This is a genomic window from Pseudomonas sp. (assembly GCF_036387035.1).
Classification (GTDB): Bacteria; Pseudomonadota; Gammaproteobacteria; order Pseudomonadales; family Pseudomonadaceae; genus Aquipseudomonas.
The window spans coordinates 1-17,844 of sequence record NZ_DASVUM010000071.1 but is presented as its reverse complement, the minus strand read 5'-3'; the positions used below and the strand labels follow the sequence as shown (position 1 = coordinate 17,844).

The 17,844-nt window shown below is 62.1% G+C and carries 10 protein-coding genes and 1 other RNA gene; 4 read left to right on the top strand and 7 right to left on the bottom strand.

Annotated features, from left to right (window positions below; translation table 11 throughout):
* Window positions 1–386 precede the first annotated feature (386 nt).
* Window positions 387–483: signal recognition particle sRNA small type (gene ffs / locus VF672_RS06535), an RNA gene on the bottom strand.
* A gap of 236 nt (window positions 484–719) precedes the next feature.
* On the opposite strand from ffs, the gene VF672_RS06530 reads away from it, so the two are divergent.
* A complete protein-coding gene (locus tag VF672_RS06530) occupies window positions 720–1,214 on the top strand; it encodes a GNAT family N-acetyltransferase (protein WP_331102696.1) in 495 nt (164 codons plus the stop codon).
* Window positions 1,215–1,217: 3 nt separating this feature from the next.
* On the opposite strand, the gene VF672_RS06525 is transcribed toward VF672_RS06530, so the two are convergent.
* The 6 genes from VF672_RS06525 to VF672_RS06500 all read right to left on the bottom strand — a co-directional run bounded on the left by VF672_RS06525 (window position 1,218) and on the right by VF672_RS06500 (window position 13,319).
* On the bottom strand, window positions 1,218–3,023 hold the full coding sequence (locus tag VF672_RS06525) for a putative bifunctional diguanylate cyclase/phosphodiesterase (protein ID WP_331102694.1): 1,806 nt from the start codon (window positions 3,021–3,023) through the stop codon (window positions 1,218–1,220).
* A 172-nt stretch (window positions 3,024–3,195) separates the two neighbouring features.
* On the bottom strand, window positions 3,196–4,362 hold the full coding sequence (locus VF672_RS06520) for a zinc-binding metallopeptidase family protein (protein ID WP_331102691.1): 1,167 nt from the start codon (window positions 4,360–4,362) through the stop codon (window positions 3,196–3,198).
* Between the two features lie 1,105 nt (window positions 4,363–5,467).
* Window positions 5,468–7,816 (bottom strand): NAD-dependent DNA ligase LigA, encoded by a 2,349-nt coding sequence (ligA, locus tag VF672_RS06515; RefSeq protein ID WP_331102689.1) that lies wholly within the window; start codon window positions 7,814–7,816, stop codon window positions 5,468–5,470.
* A gap of 225 nt (window positions 7,817–8,041) precedes the next feature.
* The gene (gene zipA / locus VF672_RS06510) at window positions 8,042–8,893 is read right to left on the bottom strand and encodes a cell division protein ZipA (protein ID WP_331102687.1); all 852 of its coding nucleotides are present in this window, start codon (window positions 8,891–8,893) and stop codon (window positions 8,042–8,044) included.
* A 274-nt stretch (window positions 8,894–9,167) separates the two neighbouring features.
* Window positions 9,168–12,656: a chromosome segregation protein SMC gene (gene smc / locus VF672_RS06505; protein WP_331102685.1), complete on the bottom strand. Its 3,489-nt coding sequence runs from the start codon at window positions 12,654–12,656 to the stop codon at window positions 9,168–9,170.
* A 3-nt stretch (window positions 12,657–12,659) separates the two neighbouring features.
* Window positions 12,660–13,319, bottom strand: a complete 660-nt coding sequence (locus VF672_RS06500; protein WP_331102683.1) for a GntR family transcriptional regulator — start codon at window positions 13,317–13,319, stop codon at window positions 12,660–12,662.
* Window positions 13,320–13,638: 319 nt separating this feature from the next.
* Here VF672_RS06500 and xdhA point away from each other — a divergent pair, with 319 nt between their 5' ends.
* The 3 genes from xdhA to VF672_RS06485 form a co-directional block, all read left to right on the top strand.
* Complete coding sequence (gene xdhA / locus VF672_RS06495; protein ID WP_331102681.1) at window positions 13,639–15,108, top strand: xanthine dehydrogenase small subunit; 1,470 nt, start codon at window positions 13,639–13,641, stop codon at window positions 15,106–15,108.
* Complete coding sequence (gene xdhB, locus VF672_RS06490) at window positions 15,101–17,542, top strand: xanthine dehydrogenase molybdopterin binding subunit (RefSeq protein WP_331102679.1); 2,442 nt, start codon at window positions 15,101–15,103, stop codon at window positions 17,540–17,542. Before xdhA ends, xdhB begins: the two co-directional genes overlap by 8 nt.
* Before the next feature lie 80 nt (window positions 17,543–17,622).
* The coding region (locus VF672_RS06485; protein ID WP_331102676.1) for an XdhC family protein at window positions 17,623–17,844 on the top strand (222 nt) is incomplete at its 3' end.

Genomic DNA, 17,844 nt, shown 5'->3' with positions numbered 1-17,844 from the left:
ACATCTTCCAGCGAGATGTCCTCGTTCACGCCTCGCAATGCGGCCAGATCTTCTTCCGACAACGTCAATGGCGTACTGGCGCGCAGCCCCGCCCACTCCGCGCTGCTCATTACCAGATAGTCATCAGGGGCCATCAATCGCGTTCCAGTCAGGTGTCCGTATCGACAATGGTGCGAAGACTATCGTATTGATTCACAAGGAGGGCAGATTTATTTGGCCCGTGGGTGGGCGCAATGAGCCGCAGACCAGACAGCAGTGTCAGGTCAGAAACGGTCAGGCCGTTATCAAGTTTGTTCAGGAAATGGGGGAGATCAAAGCAGAATCAAGCCGCGAGGGCTGTGAAGATAATCTCTCGTCATTGCGACGAGATCTCGTTATGGAGGCAACCCCACCAGCCACACCCCGGCACACAATGTTCCCGCTGTGGCTGCTGCCTTCCGGCTCTGACCAGGTTCACGGGTAATCGTTGCGGGGGGACCGATGGGGTCACCATAACGACGCTCGCCAGTGGCGAGCCGCGCCATTGTACCGGTCTCGCGCGAAGTTACAACCTCTTGTTTCAGATTAAGATTTTGAGCCCGTCCAACCCCTCGCCGCCTGCATGAACGCATTGCCCAGGGCCCGGATGCGGCACAATGGCGCCTGATTTTTTGCAGCCCGCACGGCCTCGGCTTGCGCATGCTCCGCCCTGGCAAGACGCAACACACAGGTACGCCCCGATGCACTTAACTCTCACCCGCCATGAATCGCTTGCTCCGGCCCAGCAGCAGGAGCTGCTGGACATCGCACTGCACGCTGAACAGATCAGGCACGTCGGCGATATCCATGGCGGTCTGCACACGCTGACCGCCCGCCCCGTCTGCGACATTCAAGGCTTCGTGCTGCTGATCGACGACATCCCCCGAGGGTTTTTCGTGCTCAAGCGCGGATCGCTGTTACCGGACTGGGCACGCGAGCGTGCCGATGTGACGACCACGCTGCACGCATTGATGATCGATCGACGCTTTCAAGGCCAGGGGCTGGGTAAGCAGTGCCTGCGGGCGCTGCCTGCGTTGGTGAGGGATTTATGGCCCGAAACGGAGCAGTTGATGCTGGCCGTGGAGGTCGGCAACCACCCGGCGCGTCAGCTGTACCTGACGCTGGGCTGGCAGGAACTGCCCGAAAGCAGTTGCAATCAGGCCGGCTTCGAACGCTACCTGCGTCTGACGCTGTAACGCTTAATGCGCCAGTGATCGCAGCTGCCGAACCTTGCTGCTGCGCTCGCCGTTCATCCAGTGCTCGAGCGCAGTGACGGTCATGGGACGTGCGACGAGGAAGCCTTGCACTTCGTCGCAGCCCAGCTCGCAGAGGATGCCGTAGACGCGCTCGGTTTCCGCACCTTCGGCAACGACGCGGTAGCCGAGCCGCTTGGCCAGATCGACGATGGCCTCCACCAGGCCGCGATCCTTTTCGTCGCTGTCTATGTTTTCCACCAGCGATTTGTCCAGCTTGACCGTGGTGGCCGGGAGCTGCCGCAAGTAGGTCCAGTTGCTGTAACCGGTGCCGAAGTCGTCGATGGCGATGTCGATGTTCAACGCGCGCAAGCGCTCAAGTTGCAGGCGGGTCACCTCGGGGTTATCGCACAACGCACTTTCAGTGAACTCAAGCTCAAAGCCACTGGGATCAAGGCCGCTGCTGGTGAATTGCGCCAACAGCGCGTCACTGAACGAAGAATTGCCCAGGTCGATGGCGGAGACGTTCATTGCCACCTTGAAGGCGTAGCCCTGTTTTTGCCAGAGCGCGGCCTGGGCAACGGTTTTGTGCAGCACCCAGAGACTGAGCGAACGAATCAGTGCGGTCTTTTCCGCCAGCGGAATGAACTCCACCGGACTGATCGGGCCGAGCACGGGATGTTGCCAACGCAGCAACGCTTCGACCGTAACGATGCGCCCGGTCGCCACCTCCAGCCGCGGTTGATACACCAGCGACAGCTGATCGGGGCTGCGCACCGCTTCGGCCAGCGCCGCCAGGAGCATGAAGGCCCGCTGCTGGGCGAAGTCCAGGTGCGGCTCGTACCAGCGCCACCCGGTCGACTTGCCGCGGGCTTCGTCTGCCGCGCTGACCACCAGCCGAATCCAGTCGTGCTCATCGCAGCGGTCCAGGCCCAGCGGCAACACGCCGATGCCGACGTCCATCTGGATAGGAATGTTGCGGCAAACCAGCGGCCGCCGAAAATGCTCGAGTAGCTGCAGGAAGAGCTGCTCCGACTGCGCCGGACGGGCGTGACGGGTAATCAGCGCGATGCGCGTCGGGCTGACTTTATAAAGGGCAGTGTCGGTGGGCAGCTGGCTGCGGCAGTTTTCAATCATGCAGCGCACCAGTTCCTGCGCGAAGCTGTAGCCGAGCGCTTTGACGATGCTGTCGAGAAATGCTGGCGCAACCATGTCCAGCGCAACCAGCGCGTATTTACGCCGATCCGCCAGCGCCGCGAGGTCTTCTTCCAGTCGCAGCCGGTTGAACAGCCCGGTGGGCTGATCGACGTAACTGGCGTGGCGCAGGTTGTTGAGTCGCTTCATTACCAACTGGCCGTACATCTCCAGCATTGCCAGATCGCGCTGGCCGAGGGCGGGCCGAGGTGTGTTGTCGATGATGCACAGCGTGCCCAGGGCCAGGCCATCGGCTGTGACCAACGGCACGCCAGCGTAGAAACGGATATGGGGCTCACCGGTCACCAGCGGATTGTCGCTGAATCGCGGGTCGAGCATTGCGTCAGGGACCTGAAAGGTTTCGTGACCGAGGATGGTATAGGCGCAGAAGGCCACCTCCCGGGATGTCTCGCGCTCCTCGATGCCCGCCCGTGCCCGAAACCATTGGCGGTGCTCGCTGATGATGGAAACGAGGGCGATGGGAACCTCGAAGTAGTGGGTCACCATCGAAACGACGTGGTCGAGCACATCGTCGGCCGTCGCATCGATAAGCCCCATGTGGGTAATGCGCGAAAGACGGGAACGCTCGTTTTTGGGCAATGGAGCACGGGTGGCCATAACTGAAATCCCTTTTAGACCGCTTCGCCAAACGCTTCGCCAGTAGTATCAAAACGATATGTATAGGGAAAATAGCATCCCTTTTTCGGCTGTGCAGGCGTCGCGGACAAGCGGTGAAATCCCTTTCATCGCTTTGTACTAATGGCTACTGGCAACCACTCACATGAGGTGATTACTGCACTTGCAGCACTTCGTCGGCCTTGCCGCCCGCGCCTTGTATGACCAAATGGATGAAATGCAGCTTGGTGATGACCGCCGGCGGCAGCACGAACGGATAGAAATCCGCTTGCCCCATGGCGCGGGACAATTCATTGAGCATGCCGGCCAGTTCGATCCACGCGTTGACGAACGAGAGGAACGCCGGACCGCCAGGGTGCTGAGGGTCGTACAAGGTTTCCAGCGGAAACGGCTGGTAGTCGAGTTCCATGTCCCGGGCGCTCATGCCCAGACTCAGCGCGGTGTCGACCGCGTCCATCATGTGCAGGTAATGCGCCCAGGTCTCGGCCCAGTCTTCCCACGGGTGCATGGTGGCGTAGGCGCTGACAAAACTTTGCTGCCAGTCGGCCGGCGCGCCGTTCTGGTAGTGATGATCAAGGGCATCGGCGTAGCTGGCGCGGTCGTCGCCGAACAGGTTGCGAAAGCCATCCTGCCAATAGGTGTCGGCAATCAGCCGATCCCAGTAATAGTGCCCCACCTCGTGCCGGAAATGCCCGAGCAGCGTGCGGTAGGGTTCGTGCATCTGCACGCGAACCTTCTCGCGAATGGCGTCGTCCGCTTCCTCGACGTTGAGGGTGATCAAGCCACTGGCGTGGCCAGTGGTGGGCAAGTTGCCTTCGAGGTCCACGCCGAGGAATTCGAAGGCCAGCCCGCGCTCTTCATCAACGCTTTTCGGGATGACCTGAAGGCCAAGGGTGATCAATTGCGCGACCAGCCGGCGTTTGGCGGTCTCGATCTTGCCCCAGCGCTCGGGATTCTCGGGCACGGACAGGTCGGGAATGGTCTTGTTGAGGCTGCAGGCGATGCAGAACTCGCCGACGTTCAGCGCCGGAAACACCCAGTTGCAGGCGGCCGCTGTGTCGAGATTAGCGCAACGCCGGTAGAGCCCGGCCTGGGGTTCATCCCTCAGGCGCCAGGTCTGCGCGTCCGGCCCTGGTTCCAGCGCGGCGACCTTGCTCTGCTCGGGCAAGTACCCCAACGCCGCCGAGCACGCCAGGCATTGACTGTTGCGGAAGAACACCGACTGTCCACACCGGCACTGCCAGACCTTGCTGTTGCGTTTGCTCTCACCGGCGAATGGCGCCGCGATCCGGGTGCTGAGTTGCTCGAAGAACTGGAACATGGCGATATCCTGAGGGAGGGCTGCAAGCACTAGAACGCCAAGGGTGGTGGGGGTTCCGTGGATTTTTTACCCTTGGTCCCACCCTCGTCCACACTACCTCACGTAGGTCCCAATCCGCCTGACGGCGGACATTTCGCCTTCGGCGAGTTACTTGGAAAAACACCCCAAGTAACCAAGGGTGTCTGCTCCTGGTTGGGCCCGACTTCGTCGGGTTCCTTCACTCCGGTCCCGCTCCGTGGGCCCGCGCCGAACGGACATCCCTGTCCTGACGGCGCTCTCGCCGCATCCATGCGGCTCGACCCACTGCCCGAAACCTCCGTTCAGCCTGCACCCAAGTCGCGTTTGGCGGTGTCTGGACCTTCTGCGTATGAAGATCAAGAGCGGATCAAGGGCTTCCCGGCTGAAGCCGGTCCCACTGACACACCTCATACCCTTGTGGGACCGGCTTTAGCCGGGAATGGACGCGGAGCGTCCTGGGCTGCGTGCCCACGCAGAGCGTGGGAACGATCAAAAACAGACACACCTCGTACCCTTGTGGGACCGGCTTTAGCCGGGAATGGACGCGGAGCGTCCTGGGCTGCGTGCCCACGCAGAGCGTGGGGACGATCACACGCCGTAGAATTGATGGTGACGGAGCCGGCCCCTTCCCGGCTAAAGCCGGTCCCACTAACAGCAGTGCGTGGAGCCAGTGAGACCGGTGACGCGGAGCGTCAGGGGATGCATTCCCACGCAGAGATTGGGAACGATCAAGATCCAAGGCTTCCCGGCTAAAGCCGGTCCTACTAAGCGCTTTTGATCTTCGTACCCGAGAAGCTCAGACGACGCCAATCGCGACTTGGGTGCAGGCTGAACGCAGGTCTTGCGCAGTGGGCCGAGCCGCATGGATGCGGCGAGAGCGCCGTCAGGACATGGATGTCCGTTCGGCGCGGGCCCACGGAGCAAGACCGGAGTGAAGGTATTCCGATGAAGGAGGAACCAACCAGGAGCACAAGCCCTTGGCTGCCCTTTGAACAAAGAGCGGGGCTTTAACAAGTAACTCGCCGAAGGCGAAACAGTCTGCCCCCAGGCAGACGCCCTTGATCTTGTTCCTGATCCTGACTCTGATCTAGCTCAAGTCAACGCCGTGTTGTTTCAGAAACGCCACAAACGCCTCTTCGTCCAGCACCTTCAACCCCAACTCATTCGCCTTGGTCAGCTTCGAGCCCGCGCCCGGCCCGGCCACCACCGTGTGAGTCTTTGCCGACACCGAACCGGACACCTTTGCCCCCAGCCCCTCCAGCTTGTCCTTCGCCACATCCCGGCTCATCAGCTCCAGCGACCCGGTCAGCACCCACGTCTGCCCGGCCAGCGGCAGCCCCTCGACCACCTTCTTCTCACTCTGCCAGTGCATGCCGAAATCCTTCAGCTGCTGCTCGATCGCCAAGGCACGCTGAGCGTTCTCAGGCACATCGAAAAACGCCCTCACCGCTTGCGCCTGCTTCTCCGGCAACGTCTGCCGCATGTCCAGCCAGTCCGCCGAAACGACCGCCTCAAGGGTGCCGAACTTGTCCGCCAGCTTCTGCGCCGCGCCCGGCCCCACCGACGGAATATTCAACTTGTCCAGCATCCCGCCCAAGGTCGCACTCGCCGCGAACTCCGCACCCAGATCACCCGTGTCCTGCAGTACCATCTGGCACTCGCCGAGCAGCGCGTTGATGACGTCCTGGTTGTGCGCGTCCTCGAAGAAACTGTGGATTTCATGGGCCACTTCCAGCCCCACGTCCGGCAGATAGGTCAGCACCTCCGGCAGCGCCACAATGACCCGCTCAAGCGACCCCAAAGAGCGCGCCAACACCTTGGCCGTCTCCTCGCCTACGTCCGGAATGCCCAGCGCGTAGATGAAACGCGCCAGCGTCGGCTGCTTGCTGTCGTCGATGGCCTTGAGCAACTTGTTGGTGGAGATCTCGGCGAAACCCTCCAGATCGATGATCTGATCGTGGGTCAGCTTGTACAGATCGGCCGGCGAGCCGATGAGCTTCTCGTCCACCAGTTGCTCAATGGTCTTGTCGCCCAATCCTTCGATGTCCATCGCCCGGCGCGACACGTAATGGATAATCGCCTGCTTGAGCTGCGCGCCGCAGGCCAGACGTCCGACGCAGCGATACACCGCGCCCTCGCTGATGGTTTCCTTGCCCTTGCTGCGCTTGATCAGTTGGGTGCGCTCGACCTGCGAGCCACACACCGGGCAGGTCTGCGGGATCTCGACAGCGCGGGCGTGATCGGGACGGCGCTCCTGCACGACCTGCACCACCTGCGGAATCACGTCGCCGGCGCGGCGGATGATGACCGTGTCGCCGATCATCAGGCCCAGGCGCGCCACTTCATCCATGTTGTGCAGCGTGGCATTGGCGACGGTCACGCCAGCCACTTTGACCGGCTTCAAACGGGCAACCGGCGTGACCGCGCCGGTGCGGCCGACCTGGAATTCGACGTCGAGCAGTTCGGTGAGCTCTTCCATGGCGGGGAATTTGTGGGCGATGGCCCAGCGCGGTTCGCGGGCGCGGAACCCCAGCTCGCGCTGGGAGGCAATGCTGTTCACCTTGAACACCACGCCGTCGATTTCGTACGGCAGCGACAGACGTTTCTCGCCGATGTCGTGGTAGTACTTCAGGCAGTCTTCGATGCCGTGGGCGATTTTCATCTCACGGCTGATCGGTATGCCCCACGTTTTCAACTGCTGCAGGTTGCCGGTGTGGGTGTCAGCGATGTCGTGGGACACCTGGCCGATGCCATAACAGCAGAACTCCAGCGGGCGGTTGGCGGTAATTTTCGAATCCAGCTGGCGCAGGCTGCCGGCCGCCGCGTTGCGCGGGTTGGCGAACGTCTTGCCGCCGATCTCCAGCTGGCTTGCATTCAGACGCTCGAAACCGGCCTTGGACATGAACACTTCGCCGCGCACTTCAAGGGTCTCCGGCCAGCCCTCGCCGTGCAGCTTCAGCGGAATATTGCGCACGGTGCGCACGTTGACGCTAATGTCTTCGCCGGTGGTGCCGTCACCCCGCGTAGCACCGCGAACCAGTGCGCCGTTCTGATAGAGCAGGCTGACCGCCAGGCCGTCGAGTTTCGGCTCGCAGCTGTATTCAACCTTCTTTGAAGAGGCAGGCAGATCCAGCCCTTCGTTGACCCGACGATCGAACTCCAGCATGTCGGTTTCTTCGAAGGCGTTGCCAAGGCTGAGCATGGGAATTTCGTGCCGCACCTGGGTAAATGCCGACAACGCCGCACTGCCAACCCGCTGCGTCGGCGAGTCCGGGGTCACCAGGTGCGGATTCTCTGCCTCCAGCGCCTTCAGCTCGTGGAACAGCCGGTCGTATTCAACGTCCGGAATGCTCGGCTCGTCGAGCACGTGATAGCGGTAGTTGTGCTGATCCAGCTCAGCGCGCAGTTCAAGGATGCGGGTTTCGGCGGCTTTCATAAGTGTGTTCTCGAAATGCAAAAGAGCAGCCGAAGCTGCTCAATCGTGGTACATGCAAAACCTGTGGGAGCGCGGCTTGTCCCGCGATCGGCTGGGCAGCAGTCGCCAGTCGACAAACGCGATGTACCTGATACCACCTCCGTCAGATCTACCGCCGCTTCGCGCCAGATCGCGGGACAAGCCACGCTCCTACAGAACTGCGTCCTTCAATAAGCGTAGCGCCAATCAACGACGCTGGGTCAAGGCGCGGCGTTCGAACTCGACGATGCGCTGGCGGTAGTGTTCGATGGTCTGCGCGGTCATGACGCTGCGCTGATCGTCTTTCAACTCACCGTTCAGCTCATGGGCCAGCTTGCGCGCAGCGGCGACCATGACATCAAAGGCCTGCTTCGGATGACGCGGCCCTGGCAAACCCAGGAAGAAGCTCACGGCACGGGTGCTGAAATGGTCGATATCGTCCAGATCGAACACGCCCGGCTTGACCGCATTGGCCATCGAAAACAGCACTTCGCCATTGCCGGCCATGCTTTCGTGACGGTGAAAAATGTCCATCTCGCCGAAGCGCAGGCCGCTTTCCAGAATGTTCTGCAACAGCGCCGGGCCCTTGAAGCCGCTTTCGTCCCGGGAAATCACGCTGATCACCAGCACTTCTTCGACCGGTGGCAGGTCCTTGTCTTCGGTGATGCGCTGGTTCGGCTTGTCGTCCGGGAAATCATCGTCGCGGGCACTGAACAGGTCGGGGCCATTGGCGCTCAGGTTCAGGTCGCCCTGATGCGGCTCGCCCTTGCGCTTGCCGCGTCGTGGTTCACGCTCGGCGCGCTCACGGGGTGCTGCGCTCATGGTCGGCAGGTCGTGTTCGTCGAGCTTGGGCTCCTTATGGGTGTCCAGGACGCGTGCAGGGCCCAGCACTTCAGCGGACGTCGGTTCGTCATCGTCCGGCACGTTGGAGAAGCTGCGGTCCAGCCTGAATTTCAATTTGCCCTTGCCACCACGCATCCGGCGCCAGCCATCAAACAGAATACCGGCAATGACAATAATGCCGATGACGATCAGCCACTCTCGCAGACCGATTTCCATGTAGTCCCGTGCCTCTAATAAAATTCTGAAAATTAAGGGCGCAAACCCCTTTAAAACGTGGAGCCAACTCTATGTTCTGAATGGCCTTTTACCCACGCGAAATGAAAAAGTGGACATTAAGCTAGCACGACCAAAGGCAACTTTACACCGTCTGTTACATCTGGCAGGTCACAAGCATCTGTCACGCTGCGGCGGTGATTCCTGTACTGGGCGTCCGGGCACCACTTTTCCTGCTGAATCTGCATGACCGCCTCGCGATCAACTGCGCATTTTGCTACGACTCCACCAGCGCCATCGCCTCCTCTACGTCCACCGCCACCAGCCGCGAACAGCCCGGCTCGTGCATGGTGACACCCATCAATTGATCAGCCATTTCCATGGCGATCTTGTTGTGGGTGATGTAGATGAACTGCACCGTTTGTGACATCTCCTTGACCAACCGGGCATAGCGCCCCACGTTGGCGTCGTCCAGCGGCGCATCGACCTCGTCGAGCATGCAGAACGGCGCCGGATTGAGCTTGAAGATGGCAAAAACGAGCGCCAGCGCGGTCAAGGCTTTCTCACCCCCGGACAGCAAATGAATCGTGCTGTTTTTCTTGCCGGGAGGACGCGCCATGATTGTCACCCCTGTATCGAGTAAATCTTCGCCCGTCAGTTCCAAGTAAGCGCTGCCGCCACCGAAAACTTTTGGAAACAGTGCCTGAATTCCGCTGTTTATCTGATCAAAGGTCTCTTTGAATCGGTTACGCGTTTCCTTGTCGATCTTGCGAATCACGTTTTCCAGGGTATCCAGCGCTTCGACCAGATCGGCGTCCTGGGCATCGAGGTAGCGCTTGCGCTCGGACTGCTGTTGGTACTCGTCGATGGCCGCCAGGTTGATGGCGCCGAGGCGCTGAATCCGCGCGGCGATGCGCTCCAGCTCTTCTTCGGCGGCTTTCTCGTTGGCGTCGGCGGTGAGGGTCGCCAGTACGCCGTCCAGGTCGTAGCCGTCTTCGTGCAATTGCTCCTGAAGCGCCTTGCGTCGCACGGTCAGCGTTTGCCATTCCAGGCGCTGCTGCTCCAGTTGCCCGCGCAGCAACTGCGATTGCTGCTCGGCCTGGTTGCGACGTTTCTCCGCTTCGCGCAGTTCGCGGTCGGCGTCTTCGAGCGCGTTCTTGGCCGTGCGCATCTCTTCGTCGACCACCATGCGCTTTTCCAGCAGCTCTTCGAGCTTCATGCGCAGTTCTTCGAGCGGCGCGGCACCCTCCTCCAGATTCAGGCTCAGTTGCTCGCGCTTTTCCGTCAGGCGCTCGGACTGCATTTCCAGACGCTCCAGCGCCTGACGCGTGGAATCATGCTGAGCGCGCAACGAACCCAGGCGCACGGCCAGCTGGTTGGCGTGATCCTTGTGCTGGCGGGCTTCCTGGCGCACGCGGTCCAGCCGCTCGCGCAGGCTGTCGCGCCGGGCCAGCAGCAGCTCGCGCTGTTCGGTGTCCAGGGCCATGCTGTCGAGGGCGTCCTGCAACTGCAGGCGGGATTCGCCGAGGGTTTCCTGCTCCATGGCGCGCTGTTCGGCCAGCTCGGTCAACTCTTCATCCAGCCGCGTGCGGCGCAGGGTCAGTTGCTCGACCTTGGCTTTGGCGGCGGACAACTGCGCCTTGAGTTCGCTTTGCTGGCGGGCCTCTTCCTGCAAGCGGCGGCGCAGTTGTTCGCGGTTGTCTTCCTGTGTGCGTTGCTGTTCGCGCTGGGTCAGCAGTTGCTCATCCAGGGCAGCCAGGGTCGCTTCGCGCTCCTCGCGCTCGGCTTCCAGACGCTGCAATTCCTGACCCCGCGCCAGCACACCGCTTTCGGCTTCGCTGGCGCGGCGTACGCGCAGAAAATCGCGGCCGACCCAATAGCCGTCACGGCTGATCAGGCTCTCGCCGGCGCCCAACTGCCCGCGCAGCGCCAGCGCATCGTCGAGGCTTTCAACGGGTTTGACCTGGCCCAGCCAGTGGGTCAGATCGACGTCGGTGTCGACCTTGTCCAGCAGACTGCCGGGTATGCGCGCGACGTCGGTGCCAGGGCTCACCAGGCGCAGGTCGCCCTGACTGAAGCCGGCCAGATCGAGCCCGGCGAAATCATCCACCAGTACTGCATTGAGGTCGGCGCCCAGTACGGTTTCCACAGCCATTTCCCAGCCAGCCTCAACGCGCAACCCTTCGGCCAGGCGCGGGCGCTCGTTGAGTTGGTGGTCGCGCAGCCATTCGGCGGTGCCGGTGCCCGGATCGAGGGCCGCCTGTTGCAGCGCTTCCAGCGACGCGAGGCGGCCGTTCAGCCGCTGCAAGTCGCCTTGAGCCTGTTGTTGCGCCTGCGTAGCCTGTTGCAGGTCGAGACGCAGCTGTTCAAGGCGCTCGATCAGGTGTTCTTCTTCGGCGGTGAGTTCTTCGAAAGCCATCTCCCGCGCGGCAAGGTCTTCGCTGAGTTCGAGAATCGCGGCGTCCTCAGGATCAGCCGCGAGCAACTGACGCTCTTCCCCCAAACGCCGCTGACGCTCAGCCAAGCGCTCCAGGCTGGTTTCCAGTTGCTGAATGCGCGACTGCTGTACTTCTGCCTGACGCCGAGGCTCGGCTGACGTCAGGTTGAAGGCGTCCCATTGTTCCTGCCAGCCGTGCATGGCGGTTTCGGCGTCTTCCAGCGCGACGGCGGATTCTTCCGCGGCCGCGAGGGTAATTTCCTGCTCCGGCTCAAGCATTTCCAGCTCTTCGCCCAGGGTCGCCAGCAACGTGCGGTCGTGGCCCAGGTGGGACTCGGTCTCCAGCCGCGCGCGCTCGGCTTCGCGCAGGTCGTCCTGCAACTGGCGCAAGCGTTGCTGGCCGTGCTGGATGCTCTGCTCGACCCGGGCGATGTCGCCACCCACGGAATAAAAGCGCCCCTGCACCAGATTGAAGCGTTCGGACAGGTCGTGATGACCGTCGCGCAGGCGCTCGATGACGGCATCGGCGCTGCGCTGGTCGGCGACCAAAGACTCGAAGCCCACCTCTTGATTGCCGATGACCGATTCGCGCTGGGCCACTTGCTCGTTCAGCGCCTGCCAGCGCAATGCCGAGAGCTGCGCCTTGAGCTGACGTTCTTCGGCTTTGTATTCCTGGTACTTCTCGGCCGCCTGAGCCTGGCGCTGCAAGCGCTCCAGCTGCCGACCCAGCTCGTCGCGCAAGTCGGTCAGGCGCGCGAGGTTCTCGTGGGTGCGGCGGATACGGTTTTCGGTGTCGCGGCGGCGTTCCTTGTACTTGGAGATGCCGGCCGCTTCTTCAATGAAATTGCGCAGGTCTTCGGGCTTGGCTTCGATCAGCTTGGAGATCATGCCCTGCTCGATGATCGAATAGCTGCGCGGGCCCAGGCCGGTGCCGAGGAAAATGTCGGTGATGTCGCGGCGACGGCACTTGGTGCCGTTGAGGTAATAACTGTTCTGGCTGTCGCGGGTCACTTTGCGGCGGATGGAAATTTCCGCGTAGCTGGCGTACTCCCCGACGAGGGTGCCGTCAGAGTTGTCGAAGACCAGCTCGATGCTCGCCTGGCTCACCGGTTTGCGGCTGGTGGAGCCGTTGAAAATGACGTCGGTCATCGACTCGCCGCGCAGGTTCTTGGCCGAGCTTTCGCCCATGACCCAGCGCACCGCATCGATGATATTGGACTTGCCGCATCCGTTGGGGCCGACCACGGCCGCCATGTTGCTGGGGAAGTTCACCGTCGTCGGGTCGACGAACGACTTGAACCCGGCCAGCCTGATGCATTTGAGGCGCATGAATCAGCTGGCCGCCAGGGCAGACAGCACGGACTGGCAGCTGCGCTCGGCGTAGCAGGTCAGCACGTCGCGAATGCGCGCCAGGTCCCGCGCCATGACCGCGTCGAGCAATTGGCCGAACAGGGTCAGGTATTCGCTCATCTCCGCCTGGCGTTGATCCAGGGCGAGGAAGTAGAAGCGACTCATGGACGGCTGCAGGTTCTCGACGGTCTCTTCCAGGTACGGGTTGTTGGCAAACGCATAGGCCGCGCGCATGACGTGGAAGCTCTCTTCGACGAAACCCTTGACGTCCTGCCGCTCGCAGCTGGCGATGAGCCGCTGCTGAATCTGCATGAACGGCGCCAGTTCGACAGGCTCCTTCCAGCTTCGCGCTACCGCAAGACCGAGCAGGATGTACATCTCGCTCATCAGGGCGCACAGGCTGGTGATGTTGTGCGGGGTCAGGACCGAGACCTGCGCGCCGCGACGGGGCAGGATCACAATCAAGTGGCGACGCTCGAGAATCAGCAGCGCCTCGCGCACCGAACCACGGCTCACGTTCAGGGCGGCGGTGACCTTCTGCTCCTGAATCCGCTCTCCCGGCTTGAGCTCCCCACGGATGATGCGCTCGGCGAGGTGATGAGCAATCTGCTCGGCGAGGCTGTCGGGTGCCTTGAACGTCATTTCTTACCTTCAACTTCATGGGTCGCAAACAAGCGGCGGAGTGTATCGCACTGCACGCCTGTGGCGCAGGGCCATACTGTGGAAACTGGCACGAAACACGCAGAAAAACCGCACACGTGGCGAGCAAGAATGCCCCATCTGCGAAGGTGATCGTCAGGTGGCTTATCGGCCATATGCGGAAATAATGAATTTCTTGACCTTTGAGTCAGAAATAAATTGACCCGATAGTCAGAGCTGATAGATTCATCGGCATGTTCGATGACCTTCCGCCGGCAGCTGTGACCAGTGCTTTCCAACGACAAAAACCGAGGCGCGACCCGTGATCCAGTTTCTCCTGAACCAAGAACTGAAAACCGAACAGGCTCTGGACCCCAATGTGACGGTGCTGAACTACCTGCGCGAGCACCTGCACAAATCCGGGACCAAGGAGGGCTGCGCCAGCGGCGACTGCGGCGCGTGTACCGTGGTGGTGGGCGAGTTGATCACCGACGCTGCGGGTCAGGAACAACTCAGTTATCGCAGCCTCAATTCGTGTCTGACATTCGTGGCCTCGCTGCACGGCAAGCAGCTGATCAGCGTTGAAGACCTCAAGCATCAGGGCCGTTTGCACAGCGTGCAGCAGGCCATGGTGGACTGCCACGGTTCGCAGTGCGGCTTCTGCACGCCGGGGTTTGTCATGTCGCTGTTTGCGCTGCAAAAGAACAGCGCCGAATCGGCCTCCTGCGAAACAAGGCAGGCCCAGGCCCATGAAGCCCTCGCGGGCAACCTGTGTCGCTGCACCGGTTATCGCCCGATTCTCGCCGCGGCCGAGCAGTGCTGCAGTCAGCCGCACGCGGATCAGTTCGATGCGCTCAACACTCAGACCATCGCCCGTCTCAAGGCCATCGCACCGACGCAAACCGGCGAGCTGAACAGCGGCGACAAGCGCTGCCTGGTGCCGCTGACCGTGGCCGATCTGGCCGACCTCTACAGGGCCCATCCCCAAGCGCGGCTGCTGGCCGGCGGCACTGACCTGGCCCTTGAAGTGACTCAATTCCATCGCCCGCTGCCGGTGATGATCTACGTCGGCAATGTGGCCGCGATGAAGACGATCGAGCATTTCGAGGACCGCATCGAGATCGGCGCAGCGACGGCGCTCACCGATTGCTACGACGCGTTGAGCCGCGAGTACCCGGATTTCGGTGAATTGCTGCACCGTTTTGCGTCGCTGCAGATCCGCAATCAGGGCACCCTGGGCGGCAACATTGGCAACGCCTCGCCGATTGGCGACTCCCCGCCTCTGCTCATCGCATTGGGTGCGAAGATCGTGCTGCGCAAAGGCGAGCAGACCCGCACCCTGGCGCTGGAGGATTACTTCATTGATTACCGGGTGACGGTGCGTCAGGAAAGCGAGTTCATCGAGCGCATCATCGTGCCCCGAGCCAACCCCCGGCAGACGTTTCGCGCGTACAAGGTGTCCAAACGGCTGGACGATGACATCTCGGCGGTGTGCGCAGCGTTCCGCCTGCACATCGAACACGGCGCGATCGTCGACGCCCGCGCGGCCTTCGGCGGCATGGCGGCGATCCCCAAACGCGCGACCCATTGCGAGCAGGCGCTGATCGGCCAGCCCTGGACCTCAGCGACCCTCGAACGCGCCTGCGCCGCACTGGCCGAGGATTTCACGCCATTGACCGATTTTCGCGCGAGCAAGGAATACCGCCTGCTTAGCGCGCAGAACTTGCTGCGCAAGTACTTCATTGAAGTGCAGACGCCCCACATCCAGACGCGGGTGACAGCTTATGTCTAATCCTCCTTCAGCCAGGTCGCAGGAAGAAATGGTCGCCCTGTTTCAACAGGACCTGACCACTGGCGTCGGCCGCAGCGTCAAGCACGACAGCGCCGACAAGCACGTGTCCGGCGAAGCGGTCTACATTGACGACCGGCTCGAATTCCCCAACCAGCTGCACGTCTATGCACGGCTGTCCGACCGCGCCCATGCGCGCATCGTCCGCGTCGACGTGTCGCCCTGCTACGCCTTCGACGGCGTGCGCATTGCTATCACCCACGAAGACATTCCAGGCCTCAAGGACATCGGCCCGCTGCTGCCCGGCGACCCGCTGCTGGCCATCGACAAGGTCGAGTTCGTCGGTCAGCCGGTGATTGCCGTGGCCGCCCGGGATCTGGAAACCGCGCGCACGGCGGCGATGGCTGCGATCATTGAATACGAAGATCTGGAGCCGGTGCTCGACGTGGTTCAGGCGTACCGCACCAAACACTTCGTGCTCGACAGCCACACCCACCAGCGCGGTGATTCGGCGACGGCGCTGGCGTCCGCGCCGCACCGGATCCAGGGCACGCTGCACATCGGCGGGCAGGAGCATTTTTACCTCGAGACGCAGATTTCGTCGGTCATGCCGACCGAGGACGGCGGCATGATCGTCTACTGCTCGACGCAGAACCCGACCGAGGTGCAGAAGCTAGTCGCCGAAGTGCTGGACGTGTCGATGAACAAGATCGTCGTCGACATGCGCCGCATGGGCGGCGGCTTTGGCGGCAAGGAAACCCAGGCCGCGAGCCCCGCGTGCCTGTGCGCGGTGGTCGCCCGGCTGACCGGTCAGCCGACCAAAATGCGCCTGCCGCGCATGGAAGACATGATGATGACCGGCAAGCGGCATCCGTTTTACGTCGAATACGATGTGGGTTTCGACGATAACGGCCGCTTGCACGGGATTGAGCTGGAGCTGGCGGGCAACTGCGGCTACTCGCCGGACCTCTCGGCCTCTATCGTCGACCGTGCAATGTTTCACGCGGACAACTCGTATTACCTCGGCGACGCCACCATCAACGGCCATCGCTGCAAGACCAACACCGCGTCGAACACCGCCTACCGCGGCTTCGGCGGCCCGCAAGGGATGGTCGCCATCGAGGAGGTGATGGACAGCATCGCCCGCCACTTGGGCAAGGACCCGCTGGCGGTGCGCAAGGCCAACTATTACGGCAAGACCGAGCGCAACGTCACGCATTACTACCAGACGGTCGAGCACAACATGCTCGATGAAATGACCGCTGAGCTGGAAGCAAGCAGTGATTACGCCGAGCGGCGCAAAGCGATCAAGGCCTACAACGCCAACAGCCCTGTTCTGAAGAAAGGCCTGGCGCTGACCCCGGTGAAATTCGGCATTTCCTTCACCGCCAGTTTCCTCAATCAGGCCGGCGCGCTGATCCACATCTACACCGACGGCAGCATCCATCTCAATCACGGCGGCACCGAGATGGGCCAGGGCTTGAACGTCAAGGTGGCGCAGGTGGTGGCCGAGGTGTTTCAGGTGGACATTGATCGTGTGCAGATCACCGCGACCAACACCGACAAGGTGCCGAACACGTCACCGACAGCGGCATCCAGCGGCGCCGACTTGAACGGCAAGGCCGCGCAGAACGCCGCGGAAATTCTCAAGCAACGGCTGGTGGAATTCGCGGCCCGGCATTACCAGTGCGAAGCGGCGCAGGTGGTGTTTCGCAACGGCCACGTCAGGGTCGGTGAGCAGGTGATCAGCTTCGAGACGCTGGCGCAGCAGGCGTGGATGGGCCAGGTGTCGCTGTCGAGCACCGGGTACTACAAGACGCCGAAGATTTTCTACGATCGCAGCCAGGCCCGCGGCCGGCCGTTCTATTACTTCGCCTTCGGCGCGGCGTGCAGCGAGGTGCTGGTCGACACCCTCACCGGCGAATACAAGATGCTGCGCACCGACATTCTTCACGACGTCGGCGCCTCGCTGAATCCGGCCATCGACATCGGCCAGGTCGAGGGCGGCTACATTCAAGGGATGGGCTGGCTGACGACCGAGGAACTGGTGTGGAACGACAAGGGCAAGCTGATGACCAATGGCCCGGCCGGCTACAAGATTCCGGCCGTGGCTGACATGCCGGCGGACCTGCGCGTCAAGCTGGTGGAGAATCGCAAGAACCCCGAAGACACGGTGTTTCATTCCAAAGCCGTGGGAGAGCCGCCGTTCATGCTGGGCATCGCGGCCTGGTGCGCGATCAAGGATGCGGTGGCGAGCCTGGCCGATTACCGGTATCAGCCGAATATCGATGCGCCGGCAACCCCGGAGCGGGTGTTGTGGGGCTGTGAGCAGATGCGGGCTCTGCAGGGGGCGGTACCGGAAGCGCAAGGAGTCGCCAATGAGATCGTTCCCACGCTGTGCGTGGTAACGCAGCCCGAGACGCTGCGCGTCGATTAAGCGACGCGCAGCGTCATGGAGAGCGTGCCCACGCAGAGCGTGGGTACGATCGATGCCAACCCGCCGATCAGGAGAATCACATGAATAACTGGATCAGCGCCCTTGCCGACTTGCAGCACCAGGGCGAGGCCTGCGTGCTGGTGACCATCATCGAGGAGCGTGGCTCGACGCCGCGCAATGCCGGCTCGAAAATGGTCGTCAGCGCCGAGCGGATCTTCGACACCATCGGCGGCGGCCACCTGGAATACAAGGCCATGGAGATTGCCCGGGACATGCTCGCCAGCGGCAGCCCGCAGACCCGC

Excerpts from the sequence above, each read along its gene's own strand:
- VF672_RS06530 (WP_331102696.1), top strand. The coding sequence starts at position 720 with ATGCACTTAACTCTCACCCGCCATGAATCGCTTGCTCCGGCCCAGCAG.
- VF672_RS06525 (WP_331102694.1), bottom strand. The coding sequence starts at position 3,023 with ATGGCCACCCGTGCTCCATTGCCCAAAAACGAGCGTTCCCGTCTTTCG.
- VF672_RS06520 (WP_331102691.1), bottom strand. The coding sequence starts at position 4,362 with ATGTTCCAGTTCTTCGAGCAACTCAGCACCCGGATCGCGGCGCCATTC.
- ligA (WP_331102689.1), bottom strand. The coding sequence starts at position 7,816 with ATGAAAGCCGCCGAAACCCGCATCCTTGAACTGCGCGCTGAGCTGGAT.
- zipA (WP_331102687.1), bottom strand. The coding sequence starts at position 8,893 with ATGGAAATCGGTCTGCGAGAGTGGCTGATCGTCATCGGCATTATTGTC.
- smc (WP_331102685.1), bottom strand. The coding sequence starts at position 12,656 with ATGCGCCTCAAATGCATCAGGCTGGCCGGGTTCAAGTCGTTCGTCGAC.
- VF672_RS06500 (WP_331102683.1), bottom strand. The coding sequence starts at position 13,319 with ATGACGTTCAAGGCACCCGACAGCCTCGCCGAGCAGATTGCTCATCAC.
- xdhB (WP_331102679.1), top strand. The coding sequence starts at position 15,101 with ATGTCTAATCCTCCTTCAGCCAGGTCGCAGGAAGAAATGGTCGCCCTG.